Source organism: Egicoccus halophilus (assembly GCF_004300825.1).
Classification (GTDB): domain Bacteria; phylum Actinomycetota; class Nitriliruptoria; order Nitriliruptorales; family Nitriliruptoraceae; genus Egicoccus; species Egicoccus halophilus.
Map to the genome: position 1 here is coordinate 3,015,376 of NZ_CP036250.1, position 16,424 is coordinate 3,031,799.

The 16,424-nt window shown below is 72.8% G+C and carries 11 protein-coding genes; 3 read left to right on the forward strand and 8 right to left on the reverse strand.

Annotated features, from left to right (window positions below; genetic code table 11):
• Nucleotides 1–251: 251 nt before the first annotated feature.
• Nucleotides 252–2,150 (forward strand): PKD domain-containing protein, encoded by a 1,899-nt coding sequence (locus ELR47_RS13665; protein ID WP_130650398.1) that lies wholly within the window; start codon nt 252–254, stop codon nt 2,148–2,150.
• 234 nt (nt 2,151–2,384) lie between these two features.
• Complete coding sequence (locus ELR47_RS13670) at nt 2,385–4,484, forward strand: PKD domain-containing protein (protein WP_130650399.1); 2,100 nt, start codon at nt 2,385–2,387, stop codon at nt 4,482–4,484.
• A gap of 121 nt (nt 4,485–4,605) precedes the next feature.
• Here ELR47_RS13670 and ELR47_RS18440 read toward each other — a convergent pair whose 3' ends face one another.
• The 8 genes from ELR47_RS18440 to ELR47_RS13715 form a co-directional block, all read right to left on the reverse strand.
• The gene (locus tag ELR47_RS18440; RefSeq protein ID WP_165404084.1) at nt 4,606–5,790 is read right to left on the reverse strand and encodes a glycosyltransferase; all 1,185 of its coding nucleotides are present in this window, start codon (nt 5,788–5,790) and stop codon (nt 4,606–4,608) included.
• Nucleotides 5,787–7,010, reverse strand: a complete 1,224-nt coding sequence (locus tag ELR47_RS13685) for a glycosyltransferase family 2 protein (RefSeq protein ID WP_130650401.1) — start codon at nt 7,008–7,010, stop codon at nt 5,787–5,789. The genes ELR47_RS18440 and ELR47_RS13685 overlap by 4 nt, the downstream gene beginning before the upstream one ends.
• A 23-nt stretch (nt 7,011–7,033) precedes the next feature.
• Complete coding sequence (locus tag ELR47_RS13690) at nt 7,034–8,602, reverse strand: oligosaccharide flippase family protein (RefSeq protein WP_130650402.1); 1,569 nt, start codon at nt 8,600–8,602, stop codon at nt 7,034–7,036.
• Complete coding sequence (locus ELR47_RS13695) at nt 8,599–10,134, reverse strand: O-antigen ligase family protein (protein WP_130650403.1); 1,536 nt, start codon at nt 10,132–10,134, stop codon at nt 8,599–8,601. The genes ELR47_RS13690 and ELR47_RS13695 overlap by 4 nt, the downstream gene beginning before the upstream one ends.
• Nucleotides 10,131–11,537 carry a hypothetical protein gene (locus ELR47_RS13700; protein WP_130650404.1) on the reverse strand — a complete coding sequence of 469 codons (1,407 nt, stop codon included), beginning with the start codon at nt 11,535–11,537 and terminating at the stop codon, nt 10,131–10,133. Before ELR47_RS13700 ends, ELR47_RS13695 begins: the two co-directional genes overlap by 4 nt.
• 33 nt (nt 11,538–11,570) lie before the next feature.
• Nucleotides 11,571–12,521, reverse strand: coding sequence for an NAD-dependent epimerase/dehydratase family protein (locus tag ELR47_RS13705; protein ID WP_130650405.1), 951 nt, complete (start codon nt 12,519–12,521; stop codon nt 11,571–11,573).
• A gap of 175 nt (nt 12,522–12,696) precedes the next feature.
• Entirely contained in the window at nt 12,697–13,449 is a 753-nt protein-coding gene (locus tag ELR47_RS13710) for a sugar transferase (protein ID WP_130650406.1), read from the reverse strand.
• A complete protein-coding gene (locus ELR47_RS13715; protein ID WP_130650407.1) occupies nt 13,446–13,910 on the reverse strand; it encodes a nucleotidyl cyclase domain-containing protein in 465 nt (154 codons plus the stop codon). Before ELR47_RS13715 ends, ELR47_RS13710 begins: the two co-directional genes overlap by 4 nt.
• A gap of 483 nt (nt 13,911–14,393) precedes the next feature.
• Between ELR47_RS13715 and ELR47_RS13720 the strand changes: the two genes are divergently transcribed.
• The gene (locus ELR47_RS13720) at nt 14,394–16,418 is read left to right on the forward strand and encodes a hypothetical protein (RefSeq protein ID WP_130650408.1); all 2,025 of its coding nucleotides are present in this window, start codon (nt 14,394–14,396) and stop codon (nt 16,416–16,418) included.
• The last annotated feature ends 6 nt before the right edge of the window (nt 16,419–16,424 follow it).

Below are 16,424 nucleotides of genomic sequence, written 5' to 3' on the forward strand. Positions count from 1 at the left end.
CGGCAACGGCCGCCGGCGGCACGCGAGGCCGTTCCGCCGGCCGGTGCCGTCGCGCTCCCGGCCGGTTGTCCGACTCAAGCGTTGGCACGGATCGGCACCGCGAGTGCACGACCGCCGCGCGAGGACGCACCACGGCTTGAGCGGGCCGGACGAGCACCGAGGCATGGGGTAGCCCCGACGACTGCGCGGGGACCTGCCACCAGGAGCCTCCCATGCGCTGCTCGCCGCGCCGGAACGACCATCGCTCGGCGATGCGTGTCTCGTCCGTCCTGCTGCTGCTCGCCGTCCTGCACACCGCGACCCCCGCCGGAACCGCGACCGCGTCGACCGCCACCGACCCGGTCACCGCGACGGCGACGGGTACCGTCCGCCGTGCCTACACCGACGACAGCCCGTGGAACACCCGGATCCCGGCCCACGCCCGGGTGCATCCGGACTCGCGCACCTTCCTGCGCAGCTTCGAGACCGCGGCGAGCGACGGTCATCGCCGGCGGCTGACCAGCGACCCGACGCAGTACACGTTCCCGCTGTACCGGGTCGGGGCCGCGACCCCGACGCGACGGGTCACTCTCACCGGGACCTACTCCGAGGTCGTCGACCAGGTCACCACCCGCACGAGGCGGGCGCCGGTGTTGTCGATCCCGATCCCGGCGAACGCCCAGCCCTCACCGGGCACGGACGCCAGCGTGGTGATCTGGAACCCCGCGACCGGTGACGAATGGGGCTTCTGGGAGTTCACCAACCACGGCAACGGCACCTTCAGCGCCCGCAACGGCTACCACTACAACACCAACTTCTCCGGGGTCCCCCCGACCGCGCCCAACCGCTTCGGCTCCCGCGGCGCCGGCGTCCCCTACTTCGCCGGCCTGGTCCGACGCGACGAGATCGACGCCGGCCGCATCGACCACGCACTCGCCTTCGCCTACGACTACCCCAGCCCCGAGTTCGTCTGGCCCGCCACCAAGAGTGACGGCATCGGCACCATCGGCCGCGACGTGCCCGAAGGCGCCCGCATCCGACTCGACCCCACCTACACCGAAGCCGACTTCACCGCCTGGGGCCTGTCCCGCGAGGGCCGCATCATCGCCCGCGCCCTGCAGCAGTACGGCATGTACACCATCGACAAGGCCGGCCGCCCCAAGATCATGATCGAGGACGAACAGACCGCCGCCTGGAAGGGCACCATCACCGCCTCGACCGTCAGCCGCATCCCCTGGGACGCCTTCCAGGTCCTCGACTGGCGCACCCCCAAGGCCCCCGTCGCCGCCCTGGGCGCCGGCACCACCGTCGCCCCCGGCACGCTGGTCACCCTCGACGCCAGCGGCTCCTACGCCCCCGACGGCGGCACCATCACCGCCTACCAGTGGACCGCCCCCACCGGCACCACCCTCACCAACCCCACCAACGTCCAGGCCACCTGGAACACCCGCGACCTCGCCCCCGGCACCTACACCTTCACCCTGCGCGTACGCGACACCACCGGCACCTGGTCCACCCCCGCCAGCATCACCCACGAGGTGGAGGCGGTCCGTCAACCGACCGTGCTGCAGCAGCAGACCTTCGGTGGCGTCCAGGTCACCGCGGCCGCCAGCCCCTCGTGGCGACCGGCCGCCGACGAACAGCTGCTCACCGTGGTCGCGCTGCGGCCGGCGTCCACGAACGTCACCCAGGTCACCGGCAACGGCCTCACCTGGACCCGCGTCGTACGCCACCGCGACGTCCAGGGCGAACTCGCCGTCGAGATCTGGCGGGCCAGCGGTGCACTCCCCACACCGGGACCGGTGAGCGTGCGCACCGACCGGCAGGCCGGAACCCTCAACGCCCAGGCGCTGCGCATGTCGCCGTCGCGGGTGCTGTCGTCCGCGGGAGCGGACACCGGCGCGCTCGACACCCGCTTCCCCGCGCTGGCGCTCTCGGCCGGCACACCCAACACCCTGGCCCTGGGGGTGCACGTCGGTCGCGCCACGCCGTTCACCCCCGACGCCGGCCTGACCGAGATCGGCCGCCACGCCGTCGGCGACGGCGGCGGCAACGTGCGCACGACCCTGCTCGCGACGCCGCTGCCGAACGGCGGCCGGGTCCGGCTCGGTGGCTCGCAGTCGACCGCGCTCGACTGGGTCATGGGCGGGATCGTGCTCGGCCCGCGCTGAACCGCACCGTCCTCGACGCGGGCGACGCACGATCCGACCGGAGATCGGGGGTCGACACCGGACGGCGCCGTCCGCGCCGTCCGGTGTCGACTCAAGCGTTGTCCGGCGACTGTGCAGGAGATGGACAACCGCCGCGCGAGTCAGGGTTTTCGGCTCAGGCCGACGCGCCGATCGACCGAGGCATGGGGAGCCCCGACGAACCCGCGGGGACCGACGTCCCAGGAGCTCTCCTCCATGCTCGCGATCCTGCGCCGGACCGGCCACCGCAACGCGGTGCGCGCCACGTCCGTGTTGCTCGTCCTCACCGTCCTGCACACCGCCGCCCCGACCGGCGCCGAAGCCAGTCCGTCCCAGAACGGACAGGACCGGCGGGCCGCGTCCGCGACCAAGGAGTCGCCCCCCGAACCGACGCCGGAACCGACGCCGGAACCGACCCCCGATCCGACGCCGGAGCCGACGCCGCAACCGGCGCCCGAGCCGGACCCCGACTGCCCCGAGGAGCCGACCCTTCCGGCCCCCACCCCGGTCGCCGACGCCCCGGTCACCGCGGTCACGCCGGTCTACGCCGACGACAGCCCGTGGAACACCCCGATCGAGGCCGACGCCCGGGTGCATCCGGACTCGCCCGTGTTCCTGCGCAGCTTCGAGACCGCGGCGAGCGACGGACACTCGCGGCGGCTGACCAGCGACCCGACGCAGTACACCTACCCGCTGTACCGCGTCGACGCGTCGACGCCGCTGCGCACCGTGACCCTGACGGGCAACTACTCCGAGGTCGTCGACCAGGTCACCACCCGGACCTCCTCGGCGCCGGTGTTGTCGATCCCGATCCCGGCGAACGCCCAGCCCTCACCGGGCACGGACGCCAGCGTGGTGATCTGGAACCCCGCGACCGGTGACGAATGGGGCTTCTGGGAGTTCACCAACCACGGCAACGGCACCTTCAGCGCCCGCAACGGCTACCACTACAACACCAACTTCTCCGGGGTCCCCCCGACCGCGCCCAACCGCTTCGGCTCCCGCGGCGCCGGCGTCCCCTACTTCGCCGGCCTGGTCCGACGCGACGAGATCGACGCCGGCCGCATCGACCACGCACTCGCCTTCGCCTACGACTACCCCAGCCCCGAGTTCGTCTGGCCCGCCACCAAGAGTGACGGCATCGGCACCATCGGCCGCGACGTGCCCGAAGGCGCCCGCATCCGACTCGACCCCACCTACACCGAAGCCGACTTCACCGCCTGGGGCCTGTCCCGCGAGGGCCGCATCATCGCCCGCGCCCTGCAGCAGTACGGCATGTACACCATCGACAAGGCCGGCCGCCCCAAGATCATGATCGAGGACGAACAGACCGCCGCCTGGAAGGGCACCATCACCGCCTCGACCGTCAGCCGCATCCCCTGGGACGCCTTCCAGGTCCTCGACTGGCGCACCCCCAAGGCCCCCGTCGCCGCCCTGGGCGCCGGCACCACCGTCGCCCCCGGCACGCTGGTCACCCTCGACGCCAGCGGCTCCTACGCCCCCGACGGCGGCACCATCACCGCCTACCAGTGGACCGCCCCCACCGGCACCACCCTCACCAACCCCACCAACGTCCAGGCCACCTGGAACACCCGCGACCTCGCCCCCGGCACCTACACCTTCACCCTGCGCGTACGCGACACCACCGGCACCTGGTCCACCCCCGCCAGCATCACCCACACCATCGCCGTCGCCCAGCTGCCGACCGTGCTGCAACAGCAGGCCTTCGGCGCGGTGAACGCCACCGGGGCGAGCGGTGTCGACTGGCTCCCTGGCGCGAACGAGGAACTGCTCACCATGGTCGCGCTGCGGCCGGCGTCCACGAACGTCACCCAGGTCACCGGCAACGGCCTCACCTGGACCCGCGTCGTACGCCACCGCGACGTCCAGGGCGAACTCGCCGTCGAGATCTGGCGGGCCAGCGGCACCGCGCCCACGCAAGGTGCGGTGACGGTGACCACGGACCGGCAGGCCTGGACCCTCAACGCCCAGGCGCTGCGCATGTCGCCGTCGCGGGTGCTGTCGTCCGCGGGAGCGGACACCGGCGCGCTCGACACCCGCTTCCCCGCGCTGGCGCTCTCGGCCGGCACACCCAACACCCTGGCCCTGGGGGTGCACGTCGGTCGCGCCACGCCGTTCACCCCCGACGCCGGCCTGACCGAGATCGGCCGCCACGCCGTCGGTGACGGAGGCGGCAACGTGCGCACGACCCTGCTCGCGACGCCACTCGTCGACGGCGGTGCGGTCACGCTGGGCGGCACGCAGTCGTCCGCCCTCGACTGGGTCATGGGCGGGATCGTGCTCGGCCAGCGCTGAGCCGACACCAGCACTGGCCACGGCGACCGCGCCGTTGCCCACGCGACGGGGGCACGTCCATCCGGACGTGCCCCCGCCGTCGTGCCCCCGCCGTCGTGCCCCGTCGGCGTGCCGTCGAACGTCAACCGGTGCCGGCGGCGACGTAGGTCTCGAGCGTCTCGTCGATCATGGTCTCGGTGAGCAGGCGCTCCCTGGTCGCCTGCTCCCCGCGCCGCGCCAGCTCCGCGCGCGTGTCGGGTTCGTCGATCAGCCGCTCGACCGCCGCGGCCAGCGCCGCGGGATCCTGCGGCGGCACGAGCCAGACCTCCTCCTGGTCGTAGACGTGCGGCAGGCCGCCGACGGCGCACGCCAGCACGGGTGTGCGTTGCAGCGTGGCCTCCGCGACGACCAGCGGCAGTCCCTCCGCGAGCGAGGGCAGCACGAACACGTCGCTGGCGTGCAACAGGGCGGTGACGTCGTCACGGAACCCGACGAGATGCACCCGGTCCTCGAGACCGAGTTCACGCACGCGCTGACGCAGGGCCGCCTCCTCGCCGCCCTGACCGACGACGACCCAGTGCAGGTTCGGCCGCCGCTCGGCGAGTCCGGCGAGTGCCTCGACGAAGAACCGGTGGCCCTTGCTCGGGTGCAGCCGGGCGACCGTGGTGCACACGAACGCGTCCTGCGGCACGCCCAGCTGCCGACGGGTCGTGTCCCGGTCCCCGAAGTCGGCCGGGTCGGGCAGCGGCACGGCGTTCCAGATCAGCTGGATGTCGCGGTCGTCCACGCCGAGCTCGTGCAGATAGGCGCGCACCGGTTGCGACACCGCGACGAACCGCGCCCGGACCCGCTGTGACGCCTGGAGCACGAAGTCGTAGAACCGGCCGCGACGCAGCCCGGCCTGCTCACGCCCGTACTCGCTGTGGACGGTCACCACCCGCGACGGTGTACGGCACAGCGTCGCGGCCAGCATCCCCCAGAACTGCGAGTGCACGCCGTGGGTGTCGACGACGACGGGACGCAGGCGCCGCAGGATCGTCACCAACCGCAGCAGCACGCGCGGGTCACCGCGCCCTTCGGCGAGCGGCAGCACGTCCACGCCCACGTCCCGCAGGCGCGGCAGCAACATGCCCTGTGCGCTGCAGACCACGTGCACGCGGTAGCCACGCGCCCGCAGGGACGTCGCGAGGTGCAGGACGCGGTTCTCGGTCCCGCCGAACCACCGGGCCAGGTCGACCAGCAGGACCGGATCGCCGGGGGCCACGGCGCGCCGCGGCGTTCGCCGCCGCGCCGGACGCCGCGTCAGCAGTTCCGTCGGCCGTCTCACGCCGCCTCCTCGAAGTCGGTCGTGCCGGTCGTGGCGGAGCGCTTCTGCCAGATGACGCTCTGTCCCCCACGCAGGAACCGCAACAGGCCGCCGAAGGCCGCGGTGTTGCTGGCCACGAAGAAGTAGGGCACCGACACCGCCTTCGGCAGCGGCCGGCCGGCGCGTTCGAGCAGGCGCCCGGCCGCGGCCGCGCCGTACAGCGCGAGCTGCCCGGGACGCAGCACGTAGCGGTGCAGACCGGCCAGCAGTCGACGCGGCGCGGCGCCGTCCGCCGGGACGCGCCGCAGCGACGAGACCGCCAGCGCCAGCAGGAACAGCGGGGTCAGCACGCGCAGCACCTTGTGGCTGACGAGCCGGAACAGCAACGAGGGCTCGCGGGCGACGGCGGCGCAGTAGCGCGCCAGCGACTGGTAGCGGCCGGCGTTGATGCGGGTTCGGCGGGCCATCTCCTCGTCCATCGACGCCGACGCCTCGTCGTAGGCGACGGCCTCGGGCTCGTAGAGCACCCGGCGGCCACGCCCGGCGACGTCCATCGCGATCGCGAACTCGTCGTTGATGGTGTCGTCGGGCAACGGTCGGTAGTCCCCGCGTCGGAACACGAACAGGTTGCCGGTGACGCCCACGGTCGAACCGGTCAGCGACTCCCAGTGACGCAGCCGCTCCTGGTAGCGCCAGTACAACCCTGCCGGCTGCTCGACGGCGCCACCACCCCCGCGGATGAGGTTCTGTCCGGACACGACACCGACCTCGTCGGCGGCGAAGGGGGCCACGGCCGCCAGCAACGAGGCGGTCGGGAAGGTCGCCGACGCGTCGGTCAGCAGCACGAGTTCGCCACGTGCCTCGGCCATGCCGGCGTTGATGGCCGCCATCTTCCCCGCCCGCGGTGTGCGGGGAAGACAGCGCACGCCGTGCTCGTCGACGTAGCGGCGCACGATCTCCCCGGTGCCGTCGGTCGAGCCGTCGTCGACCACGAGTACGTCGAGCTGCTCGCGCGGATAGTCCAGCGCGAGGATGCTGTCGAGCTTGCGGGCGATGACGTCGGCCTCGTTGTGCGCCGGCACCAGCACCGTGATCGTCGGGCGGTGGTCGGTCCGGGGCAGGGGCCGTGGGGCCGTGCGGGCACGCAGGGCCATCAGCAACGGATAGCCGACCATCGTGTAGCCGACGGCGCTCGCGCTGAGCACGGCGACGCCGAGTCGGAGATCTCGCAGGGCGGGCATGACGACTCCTCGAGCGGGGATGGTCAGCGGACGATGGCGCGGAGCACGGGCAGGCGCGTGAGCTCCGGGAAGACGACCCCGACCTCGAGGTCGTCACGGGTGAGCAGGTAGAGCACGATGCTGGCCACCGCGCCGAGGAGCAGGGCCACCGGGAAGGACACCGCGACCAGGCGCCCGACCACCCACAGCGCCCCGGCGAACACGGTGACCAGGGCCCCGGCGCGCAGCAGCGGTCGGGTCATCACCCGCATGCCGGTGGCCTGGCGCAGCAGCACGACCCGACCGGCGTTGAGCACGACGAGCGACGCGGCCGTGCCGATCGCGGCGCCGACCGGCCCGAACCGCGGGATCAGCGCGATGTTCGCGCCGATGTTGGCCACGGCGATGACCAGGTTGAGGACCGCGAGACGCTTGAGCTGTGCCAGCACCTTGAGCGTCAACCCGGTGAGGCCGAACGCGCCCTGGACGAACTGGCCGAGGGCGAACAGGGCCAGGATGGGCCCGGAGGGGCCGTACTCGGCGCCGAACAGCGTGACCGCGGTCACGTCCGCGAACGAGAACGTCAACGTCAGCACCGGGAAGCTGAACACCAGCGCCCACAGCATCGAGCGTTGGAAGACGGCGTTGCGCTCCTCGACGTCGTCGCGGGCGAACAGCCGCGACATCAGGGGGATGAACAGCGGGATCAGCGCGTAGAAGACGTTGAGGTTGCCGTTGGCGACCGGTTGCACGGCCTGCACGAGCGCGACGTCCTCGGCGCCACCGAACGCGCCGACCAGGATCGCGTCCGAGGCGAACAGCAGCACCACGACGAGGTCCGAGGCGACCGCCATGAACGCGTAGCCGCCCACCTCACGGATCGGGAAGGTCGGACGCCGTCCCCGCACCAGGATCTTCTGGTCACGGAAGGTGCGCACCAGCAGGCGGGCGTAGACGAGGATGCCGAGCAGCGTCGCGCCGACGTAGGCCCACGCCAGGTCGAACACGTCCCCGCCGGTCAGGACCACGATCACGGCGGCGGCGACCTTCAGGCCCGGCGCCAGCAGGTACTTGCGCGTGAAGATGACCATCGGCTTCGCCCACACGGCGAAGAGGTTCATGATCAGCGCGTCGAGCGCCTGCAACGGCGCGAGCAGCACCATGACCACGAGCAGGCTGATCGCCTGCCGGTCGTCGATCGCGATGCCGAGCAGCAGGTCCTGGCTCGCCCACGTGCCCACGACCACGACCGTGCCCAGCACGACCACGAGGCCGATCTGGAGCAGGATCGCCCCGGCGAGGCGGTCGTAGGCCTTGGCCTCGTCGTAGATGGCCGCGAACCGCTGGATGGCCTGTTCGAGCCCGAAGCCGACCACGACCGTCAGCAGGTTCGCGATCGCCAACGCGTAGGCGAACGCGCCGTAGGCGCTCTGCGACAGGTAGCGCACGATCAGTACCTGGATGGCCAGGTTGCCGCCGATCGCCAGGAACTTGCCGACGAACAGCAGGCTCGAGCCGCGCAGCTGGGCGGTGCCCGAGCCGACGACCGGGGCGTCGCCGCCCGCGTCGCCGCCCGCGTCACCGCCCGCGTCGGTCCGGGAGCTGGAACTCATCCACGCACCTCCACCGGCAGCTCCTGCGCCGGCGCCAGGGCCCCCCCGTCGGGCGCCGTGTCCGTCGTACGGCGCTGCTCGGCCGCCCAGGCGGCCACGATCGCCACGTGCAGCCACAGGTAGCGCTCGAAGGCCAGGTGCAGGAACATCCCGTTGGCGGCCAGCATCGCGATCACGCCCAGGCCCGCGACGGCGAAGGCCCGCGCCGCGGGGCTCGCTGCCTGGCGTCGGGCCCGCAGCATCGCCCGGGCCAGCACGACCAGCAGCACGACGAGCAGGAGCATCCCGCCCGTCCCCAGTTCGGCCGCGAACTGCAGGTAGAGGTTGTGTGCCTCCCGCGGGCCGTCGTGCACGTCGTAGCCGAGGGCCGCCGCGTAACGCGGATAGTTGGCCGGGAACAGGCCCGGACCGAGCCCCAGGAAGGGATGGTCCTGCCAGGCGTGCGCGGCGGCCACCATCTCCGAGAACCGGCCGACGAGGGCCGCGTCACCGACCTGGTCGGCCCCACCGGTCCACAGCAACGGTGCGGTCGCCAGACGCACCAGACGCACGGCCATGTCGGGGATCGCCAGCACGGCGACACCACCGAGTCCGAGGGCGAGCAGGGTGCTGCGCGGGATCAGACCGGTGACGGCGAACAGGCCGGCGACCACCGCGATGACCACCAGCGCACCCCGGGAGTAGGTCAGCAGGATGCCGCCCAGGATGAAGGGCGCGGCCAGCAGGGCGAGCACCCGCTCGTGGCGTGCCCGGGGCGCGAAGACGAAGGCCAGCGCGTAGGGCAGCGCCAGCATCAGCACCAGGGCGAAGAAGTTGGTCTCACCGATGGGTCCGGCGGCCCGCAACTCGGACGGCAACCCCTCGGTGCTGAAGTAGTGCCCCCAGTCGACGTCCTCGAGCAGGTCCCCGCGCACCAGTTGGCTGAAGCCGCCGAAGCGCACGCCGGGCCAGTCGGACATGCCGGCGTGCAGCGCGGTGACCAGACCCAGTAGGCCCGCCGAGAGCACGACCGTGAGCGCGGCCAGGCGGATGGTGCGCGGCGAACGCAGCACGTTGACCAGCAGCAGGTACAGCGCCAGGCCGTTGGTGAGGAAGTTCAGCAGCGCCGGCCCCGTCGTCGTCCAGTCGTCGGCGGCGAGCGCCGAGACCAGCTGCAACGTGGCCAGGACCAGCAACAGCGGACCTGCGACGCCGATCCGGAGGCGTTCCCGACGGACCACCACATGGAACACGAGCGGCGCCAGCAGGGCGAAGGGGACCACGACCCCCACGACGAAGGGCAGGCCGTGCTGGTTGACCGCCACCACCGGCGCGTTGACGTACATCGTCGCCAGGACGACCAGCGTCGCCACGTCCGGGCGGCGCAGGACGACCGCGGCCACGGCCAGGCCACCGGCGCCGAACAGCATCAGCAGCGGCGAGGTCACGCTCGCCCACGCCAGGACCACCGCCGTCAGCAGCACGGCGGTGATCACGGCGGCATCGCGCGCCAGGTCGGCGGCGCGCCGCGACGGGGCGAGCGGGTTGCTCATCGGCCGTGACCACGGGTGGTCGGCCGCTGCACGGGCGTGCCGCGGTCGGCGACGACGTCCGACGGCGACCCGACGGCACCGGTCTTCGGATAGTCGGCATCGGCGTTGGCGGTGACCACCACGGTGCCCAGGACCTCGGCACCGTGCCGGCGCAGCAGGTCCACGGCCTCGGCCGCGCCGTCGACCGACTCGCTGTCGTCACCGGCGACCACCAGCGACCCGTCGACCGACTCCGCGATCAGCAGGGTGCCGAACTCGAGCAGCATCGGCGGGGCGACCACGATCACGAGGTCGCCGACGTCGGCGAGCAGTTCCGCGACCGGGCGCGTGCGAGCCTGGTGCTCGGCACCGCGTACGGCGTCCGAGACGAGGTAGCGCACCGAGCCGCCCTCCTCGTCGTCCACGACGCGGGCCAGCTCGAGCACCACGTCGTCGACCGTGACGACGTCGTGCTCGACGCCGCCCGGCTTGAGTCGGGACCGCAACACGTCGTCGCCGGTGAGGTCGGCCAGGACCACGTCCCGCCCGGATCGGGCGAAGGTGCGGGCGAGCTCGCCGGCGACACAGGCGCTGCCGTCCTCGGCCCCGGCACCGAACACGGCCAGCTTGTCCAGCGGCCGGTTCGCGGTCAGGTGCTGCAGCTTGGTCACGATCAACTGGTACTCGCGTTCCGCCTGACGACGGGCGCGACGGTTGGTGAAGCTGCGCAGGCCACCGCTGGGCACGAGCAGGAACCGTCCCAGGAAGCGGCGGTGCTGCAGCGACTCGAGGTTGGTCGGCGCACGACGCCAGGGGGCCATCTCGAGCGCGACGGCGGCCGTCGCCGCCAGTGCCGCCGCGACCAGACCGGCGAGCAGGATGAGCAGCGCGTCGGGCTGCTGCAGCGGCTCGGTCGGCAGGTCGGTCCCGTCGATGACGGTGACCGTGCCGGGCAGCGGGACGAGCGCCGGGCCGAGCCGGTCCGGCGGGAAGGTCAGTTGCTGCCGCGGCGAGACGTCGATGATGCGCTGCGTCAACGCCGTGACCATCGCCCGGGCCACCTCGGGGTCCGGGTACTCGGCGGCGATCGTCAGCACGCGCGTGTTCTCGTTGGTCGAGGCCGTGACCTGCTCACGCAGGTCGTCGAGGTCACCGCTCATGCCGGCCTCGGCCGCCGCCGCCTGCAGATAGCTCTGCGAGGTCACCAGGTCGGCATAGGTCAGCCCGACCAGCCCGGCCGCCCGCAGGCTGTCAACGGGCGCGTCGCTGCTGTCGGGACCGACGAGCAGGCGGCTGCTGGCCCGGTGTTCCTGCGGGCGCTGGTCGGTGACGACCCAGGCGGCCGCCACCGCGACGGCGATCGTCACGACGAGCAGCGGCCACCGGCGCCGGAGGCTGCGGAGGATGGTGGCGGTCGATTCCATGGAGACCTCGAGACGAGAAGTCGGATGCGTCGCTCAGGCGAGGGCGAGCTCGTGGCTCTGGGCCTGCACCTGGCGGCGGACACCCTCGGCCAGGTCCGTGTGCGGCTCCCACTCCAGGACCTCACCGACACGGCTGGTGTCGCCACCGGTGCGCTGGACGTCGCCGGGCGAGGCACCGTGCTGGTCGACGGGCACCTCGTGGCCGGTGGCCTCGGCCACCAGGTCGATCAACTGCGCCACGCTGACCGGCGCGCCGCCACCGACGTTCATGACCTCGCCGGCGGGGACGTCGGCGAGACCGGCGTCGACCGTGGCGCGGGCGATGTCGCCGACGTAGGTGAAGTCGCGCACCGCGGAACCGTCACCGAACAGCGGGAACGGCTCGCCGGTCAGCGCGCTCTCGATGAGACGGCTGGCCGCCATCTCCGGACGCTGCCGCGGGCCGTAGACGGTGAAGTAGCGCAACGAGACCGTCTCGAGCCCGAAGTTGTCGGCGTAGGCACGGCACAGGTGCTCGGCCGACATCTTGGTCACGCCGTACGGGCTGTGGGGCGACGGTTCGTCGCTCTCCTGGCACGGGTAGCGCTCGGCGTTGCCGTAGACCGAGGAGCTCGACGCGTACACCAGCCGCGACAGGTCGGTGGTGCGGGCGGCCTCGAGCAACCGCTGCGTGGCGAGCACGTTGTGCTCGACGTAGCGCTGGAAGCCATCGGCCCAGGACCCGCGGACGCCGGGCTGCGCGGCGAGGTGGTAGACGACGTCGGCGCCGTCGATGAGCTCTTCGAGGTCGGCCGTGCGGAGGTCGGCCTCGACACTGGTGAACCGGTCGTTCGCCTCGAGTTCACGCAGGTTGCCGCGCTTGACGTCCGGGTCGTAGTAGGGCGTCAGGCAGTCGACGCCGTGCACGTCGAAGCCCTGTGCGAGCAGTCGCTCACTGACGTGGCTGCCGATGAAGCCGGCGCTTCCGGTCACGATCGCGTACATGTCGGTTCCGATGCTGGTCGGGGGAGGAGAACGGGTGGAGGGGCGAGCGGCGCAGAGGGACCATGCGTGGGCTGCCGGCTCCTCGCGGCGCGAGGACGCGGACGTCGGCAGGGGGCCGTGCGAGGACGCGGACGTCGGCAGGGGCCGTACGGCGTCGCCGACGAGCCCTGCGGGCTCAGACCGCGCCGCGGCGCAGGAGGACCGCCGGCACGGTCCGCAGCAGGATCTCGAGATCCAGCCGGAGACAACGGCGCTGCTTGTAGGCCACGTCGAGCCGGATGCGCTCGGTGAAGGAGTCGGCGCCCCGGGCGGCGACCTGCCACAGCCCGGTCAGGCCCGCGCGGACCGCGTAGCGCTCCAGGTGCCACCGGTCGTGGTGGTCGGGCGTCTTGGACCAGGGACGCGGACCGACCAGCGTCAGGTCACCCTTGACCACGTTGCGGATCTGTGGGATCTCGTCGAGGCTCGTCGCCCGCAGCACGCGTCCGACCCGGGTGACCCGCGGGTCGTCGGTGATCTTGAAGTCGGGCCACTCGCGCTCGTTGAGGTGCGCCAGCTCGGCCTTGCGTTCCTCGGCGTCCGGGACCATCGTGCGCAGCTTGTGCACCCGGATGCGCCGGCCGTCGGTCCCGGTGCGGCGCTGCGAGAAGTGCACCGGTCCGCCCGGCGAGTCGAGCTTGACGGCGGCGGCGCTGGCCGCGTACAGCGGTGCCCACACCGGTGCGGTCAGCCCCACGAACGCGAGGTCGACGAACCGCTTGACCGGCCGGTAGGCGCGCCCCGGACGGGGGCGACGCGGGTACCGGGCCAGCCAGGGCACGAGCTCCAGCGCGCTGCGCGGCGGCGGCGGCTCCGTCGGGACCGCGCGGAGCGTCGGCGTCGCGACGGGGCCCTCCGAGGAGGGGGTGTCGGCGACCAGCTCGCTCATGCCGAACGCTCCAGGTACGTGGCGTCGGTGTCGTCATCCTCGTGGTGGTCGTCCGTGCGCATGCGGGCGACCGCCGCTTCGAGCAGCTCACCCGGGCGGCTGCCGTCGGCGGGGAAGCACGCCGCGCCGGAGGCCACCGGACGCTGGTGTGCGTCGAGTTGCGCGGCGAGTCGGTCCCGCAGTCGCTCGGTTTCCGCCGGCGGCGAGCCGGCGGCCACGACGATCAGCCGTCGCGCGTCCACGTCGCTGAAGACCGCGTCGAAGCCTCGCACGTGCTGGGTCAGCCGGTTGGCCAGCGCCCGCAACGTGGTGCCGTCGCGTCGACGGCGACGCCAACGTCGCGCGTCGGACGTCTCGGGCACCTCGAAGGCCAGCACGCTGACGGGGATGTCGAAGCGGCGGCTGCGAGCCAGTTCGAGTTCGAGGAAGTGGTGCAGGTCGGGGTTGGGACGGTGGAGCAAGCTCCCTCCAACAAGGTCGCGGTCCAAACGGGATCGGCGCGTCGCCCGGCCGTCGTGGGACGACATCGGAGCGGGCGCCGAAAGAAGGCGGCGGCCGTGAGGCCGGCCGGGGCAAGCGGTGCAATCGGTGCGTCGCTGCACCTGGAGGCGCCGACCGGTACTGGCGCGTGACAGCACCGTACGGCACGTCGTCGCCGCTCCCCCGTCCGCACGTCGGGGAGTGTCGTGGCCGGTGTGGCCACACCCCTCGGGGCCGGTCCGGCTGCGGGGGGCCATCCGACCGGGCTGCCGTTCGGCCGGGCCGGGCGTGCGATTCGGCTCGGCCGGGAGACCGACGGCCGGGTCACGACGGTCGTGGCCGCGGACGCACGTTACCGTCGATCTCCCGACGCGGTTGCCGGGCGCCGGGGGACGCTCGTTCCTCGACGCGCCCGGGTCGACCGCGTCCGTCCTTGCTGTCGCCGCATCCTTTTCAGGGAGGGCATGACGACACCGAACGAGACATCCGGCACGCCGCGTACCCGCCGCGTGCGACCACTGGTGGCCGCCGTCGTCGGCCTCGCCGTCGTCGGGGTCGTCGTGGCCCTGCTCGTGTCGCCGGACCCGCCGGCGGACGATCCCGACGAGGCCGCTCCCGACCGCGAGGCCCCACCGGACCCACAGCCCGACGACACGACCGAGGACGCCGTCTCGGTGGACGTGCCGGAGGCCCCCTGGAGCTCGGTGCACCCGTACAGCGCGGACTCGCCGTGGAACACCCCGCTCCCCGCGGACGCGCCGGTGCACCCGGACACCGACGCCTTCCTCGAGCGGATCGAGGGACCGCTGACCAGTGACGTGAGCCAGTACACCCTGCCGGTCTACGAGGTCGACGGAGACACCCCGACGGTGCCCGTCCGGCTCCTGCACCTGTTCTCGGACGTCGATGCGCACGGCACCGGCCTCGACCGCATCCAGACCCCCACGGTCGAGGTCCCCATTCCCGACCGCGCCGCCGCCGCGCGGGGCTCCGACGCCCAGATCGTCGTGGTCAACACCGACACGGGCGAGGAGTGGGGCTTCTGGCAGCTGCAGCCGGAGGACGACGGCTTCGTCGCGACCAACGGCTACCGCTACCACGTCGACTGGAACGCCGTCCCGCCCGACGGCTTCGGCAGCCGCGGGGCCGGCGTGCCCTACCTGACCGGACTGATCCGTCCCGACGACATCGAGCGCGGGCGCATCGAGCACGCGATCGCGTTCGCCTATCCGACGCCCAGCCCCGAGTTCGTGTTCCCGGCGACCAAGAGCGACGGGCCCGGCGAGGCCGGGGTCGACCTGCCCGAGGGTGCGCGGCTGCGCCTGGACCCCTCCCTCGACGAGCAGGACCTGCGGGAGCTCGGACTCGAGGAGGAGGGCCTGGTCATCGCCCGGGCGCTGCAGGAGTACGGGATGATCCTGATCGACATCGCCGGCCGCCCGAAGATCTACGCCGAGTACGACGAGACCGCCGGTTGGGACGGACGGATCGACGAGGACACCATCAGCGCCCTGCCGATGGACGCCTTCGAGGTGATCGACTGGGAGGCCCACGAGCACGCCCCCCTGGCGCAGCCGACGGCCCAGGAGCCGGTCCCGCTCGGCGGTGACGTGGTGCTCGACGCGACCGGGTCGATCGCGCCGGACGGCGAGATCACCGCCTTCGAGTGGACCGACGGCACCGGCGACCCCGTCGGCGACGAGCCGATCCTGCGCCGCTCCACCGACGGCCTGACGCCGGGCGTGCACCCGTTCCTGCTGCGGGTGCGCGACGACGAGGGCCGGTGGTCGTTGCCGCGGCTGCTCCCGGTGGAGGTCGCCGAGGTCGACGGCCCGTTCGTCTCGGCCACCCACGAGGCCACCGGACTCGACACCGACCGACTCGAGCTGCCCGCGGCCAGCTTCGGCGACGACGAGCTCGCGGTGGTCGCGGTCACGGTGCGTCGCGTCAATCCCCAGGACGAGGTCGGCGTCACCCGGATCGAGGGTGACGGCCGCCGCTGGCAACGCGCCATCCGCGAGAGCGACGACGGCGGCAACCTGGGCCTGGAGATCTGGTTCGGGACGCCGGCGAACGACGGCGCGGCCGAGGACGGCACCACGGACAACGACGGCGGACTCGAGCTGCGACTGTCCGCGGGCACCAACGTCAGTGCGCAGGCGCTCGGCGTGGCCGGCGTCGGCCCGGTCGCGGACTTCGCCACGGCGCAGACCGGGAGCGAGGCGACCGAGACGGCGGAGCTGGAACTGGACGCCCCGGCCGACGGGCTGGTCCTGGGATTCCACGCGGGCCGGACCGAGGACTTCTCCCCCGCCGACGACCTCGAGACCAACGTGCTCAACACCGTGGCCGACGCCGAGGGCGGCTCCGTACGGACCTCGACCGTGCTGAGCACCACCGACGACGAGCGCACGGTGCCGGTGCGCGGGACCACGCGCTCGCCGATGGAGTGGGTGCTGATCGGGCTGAGCTTCGAGGCGGCCGACTGAGGCCCC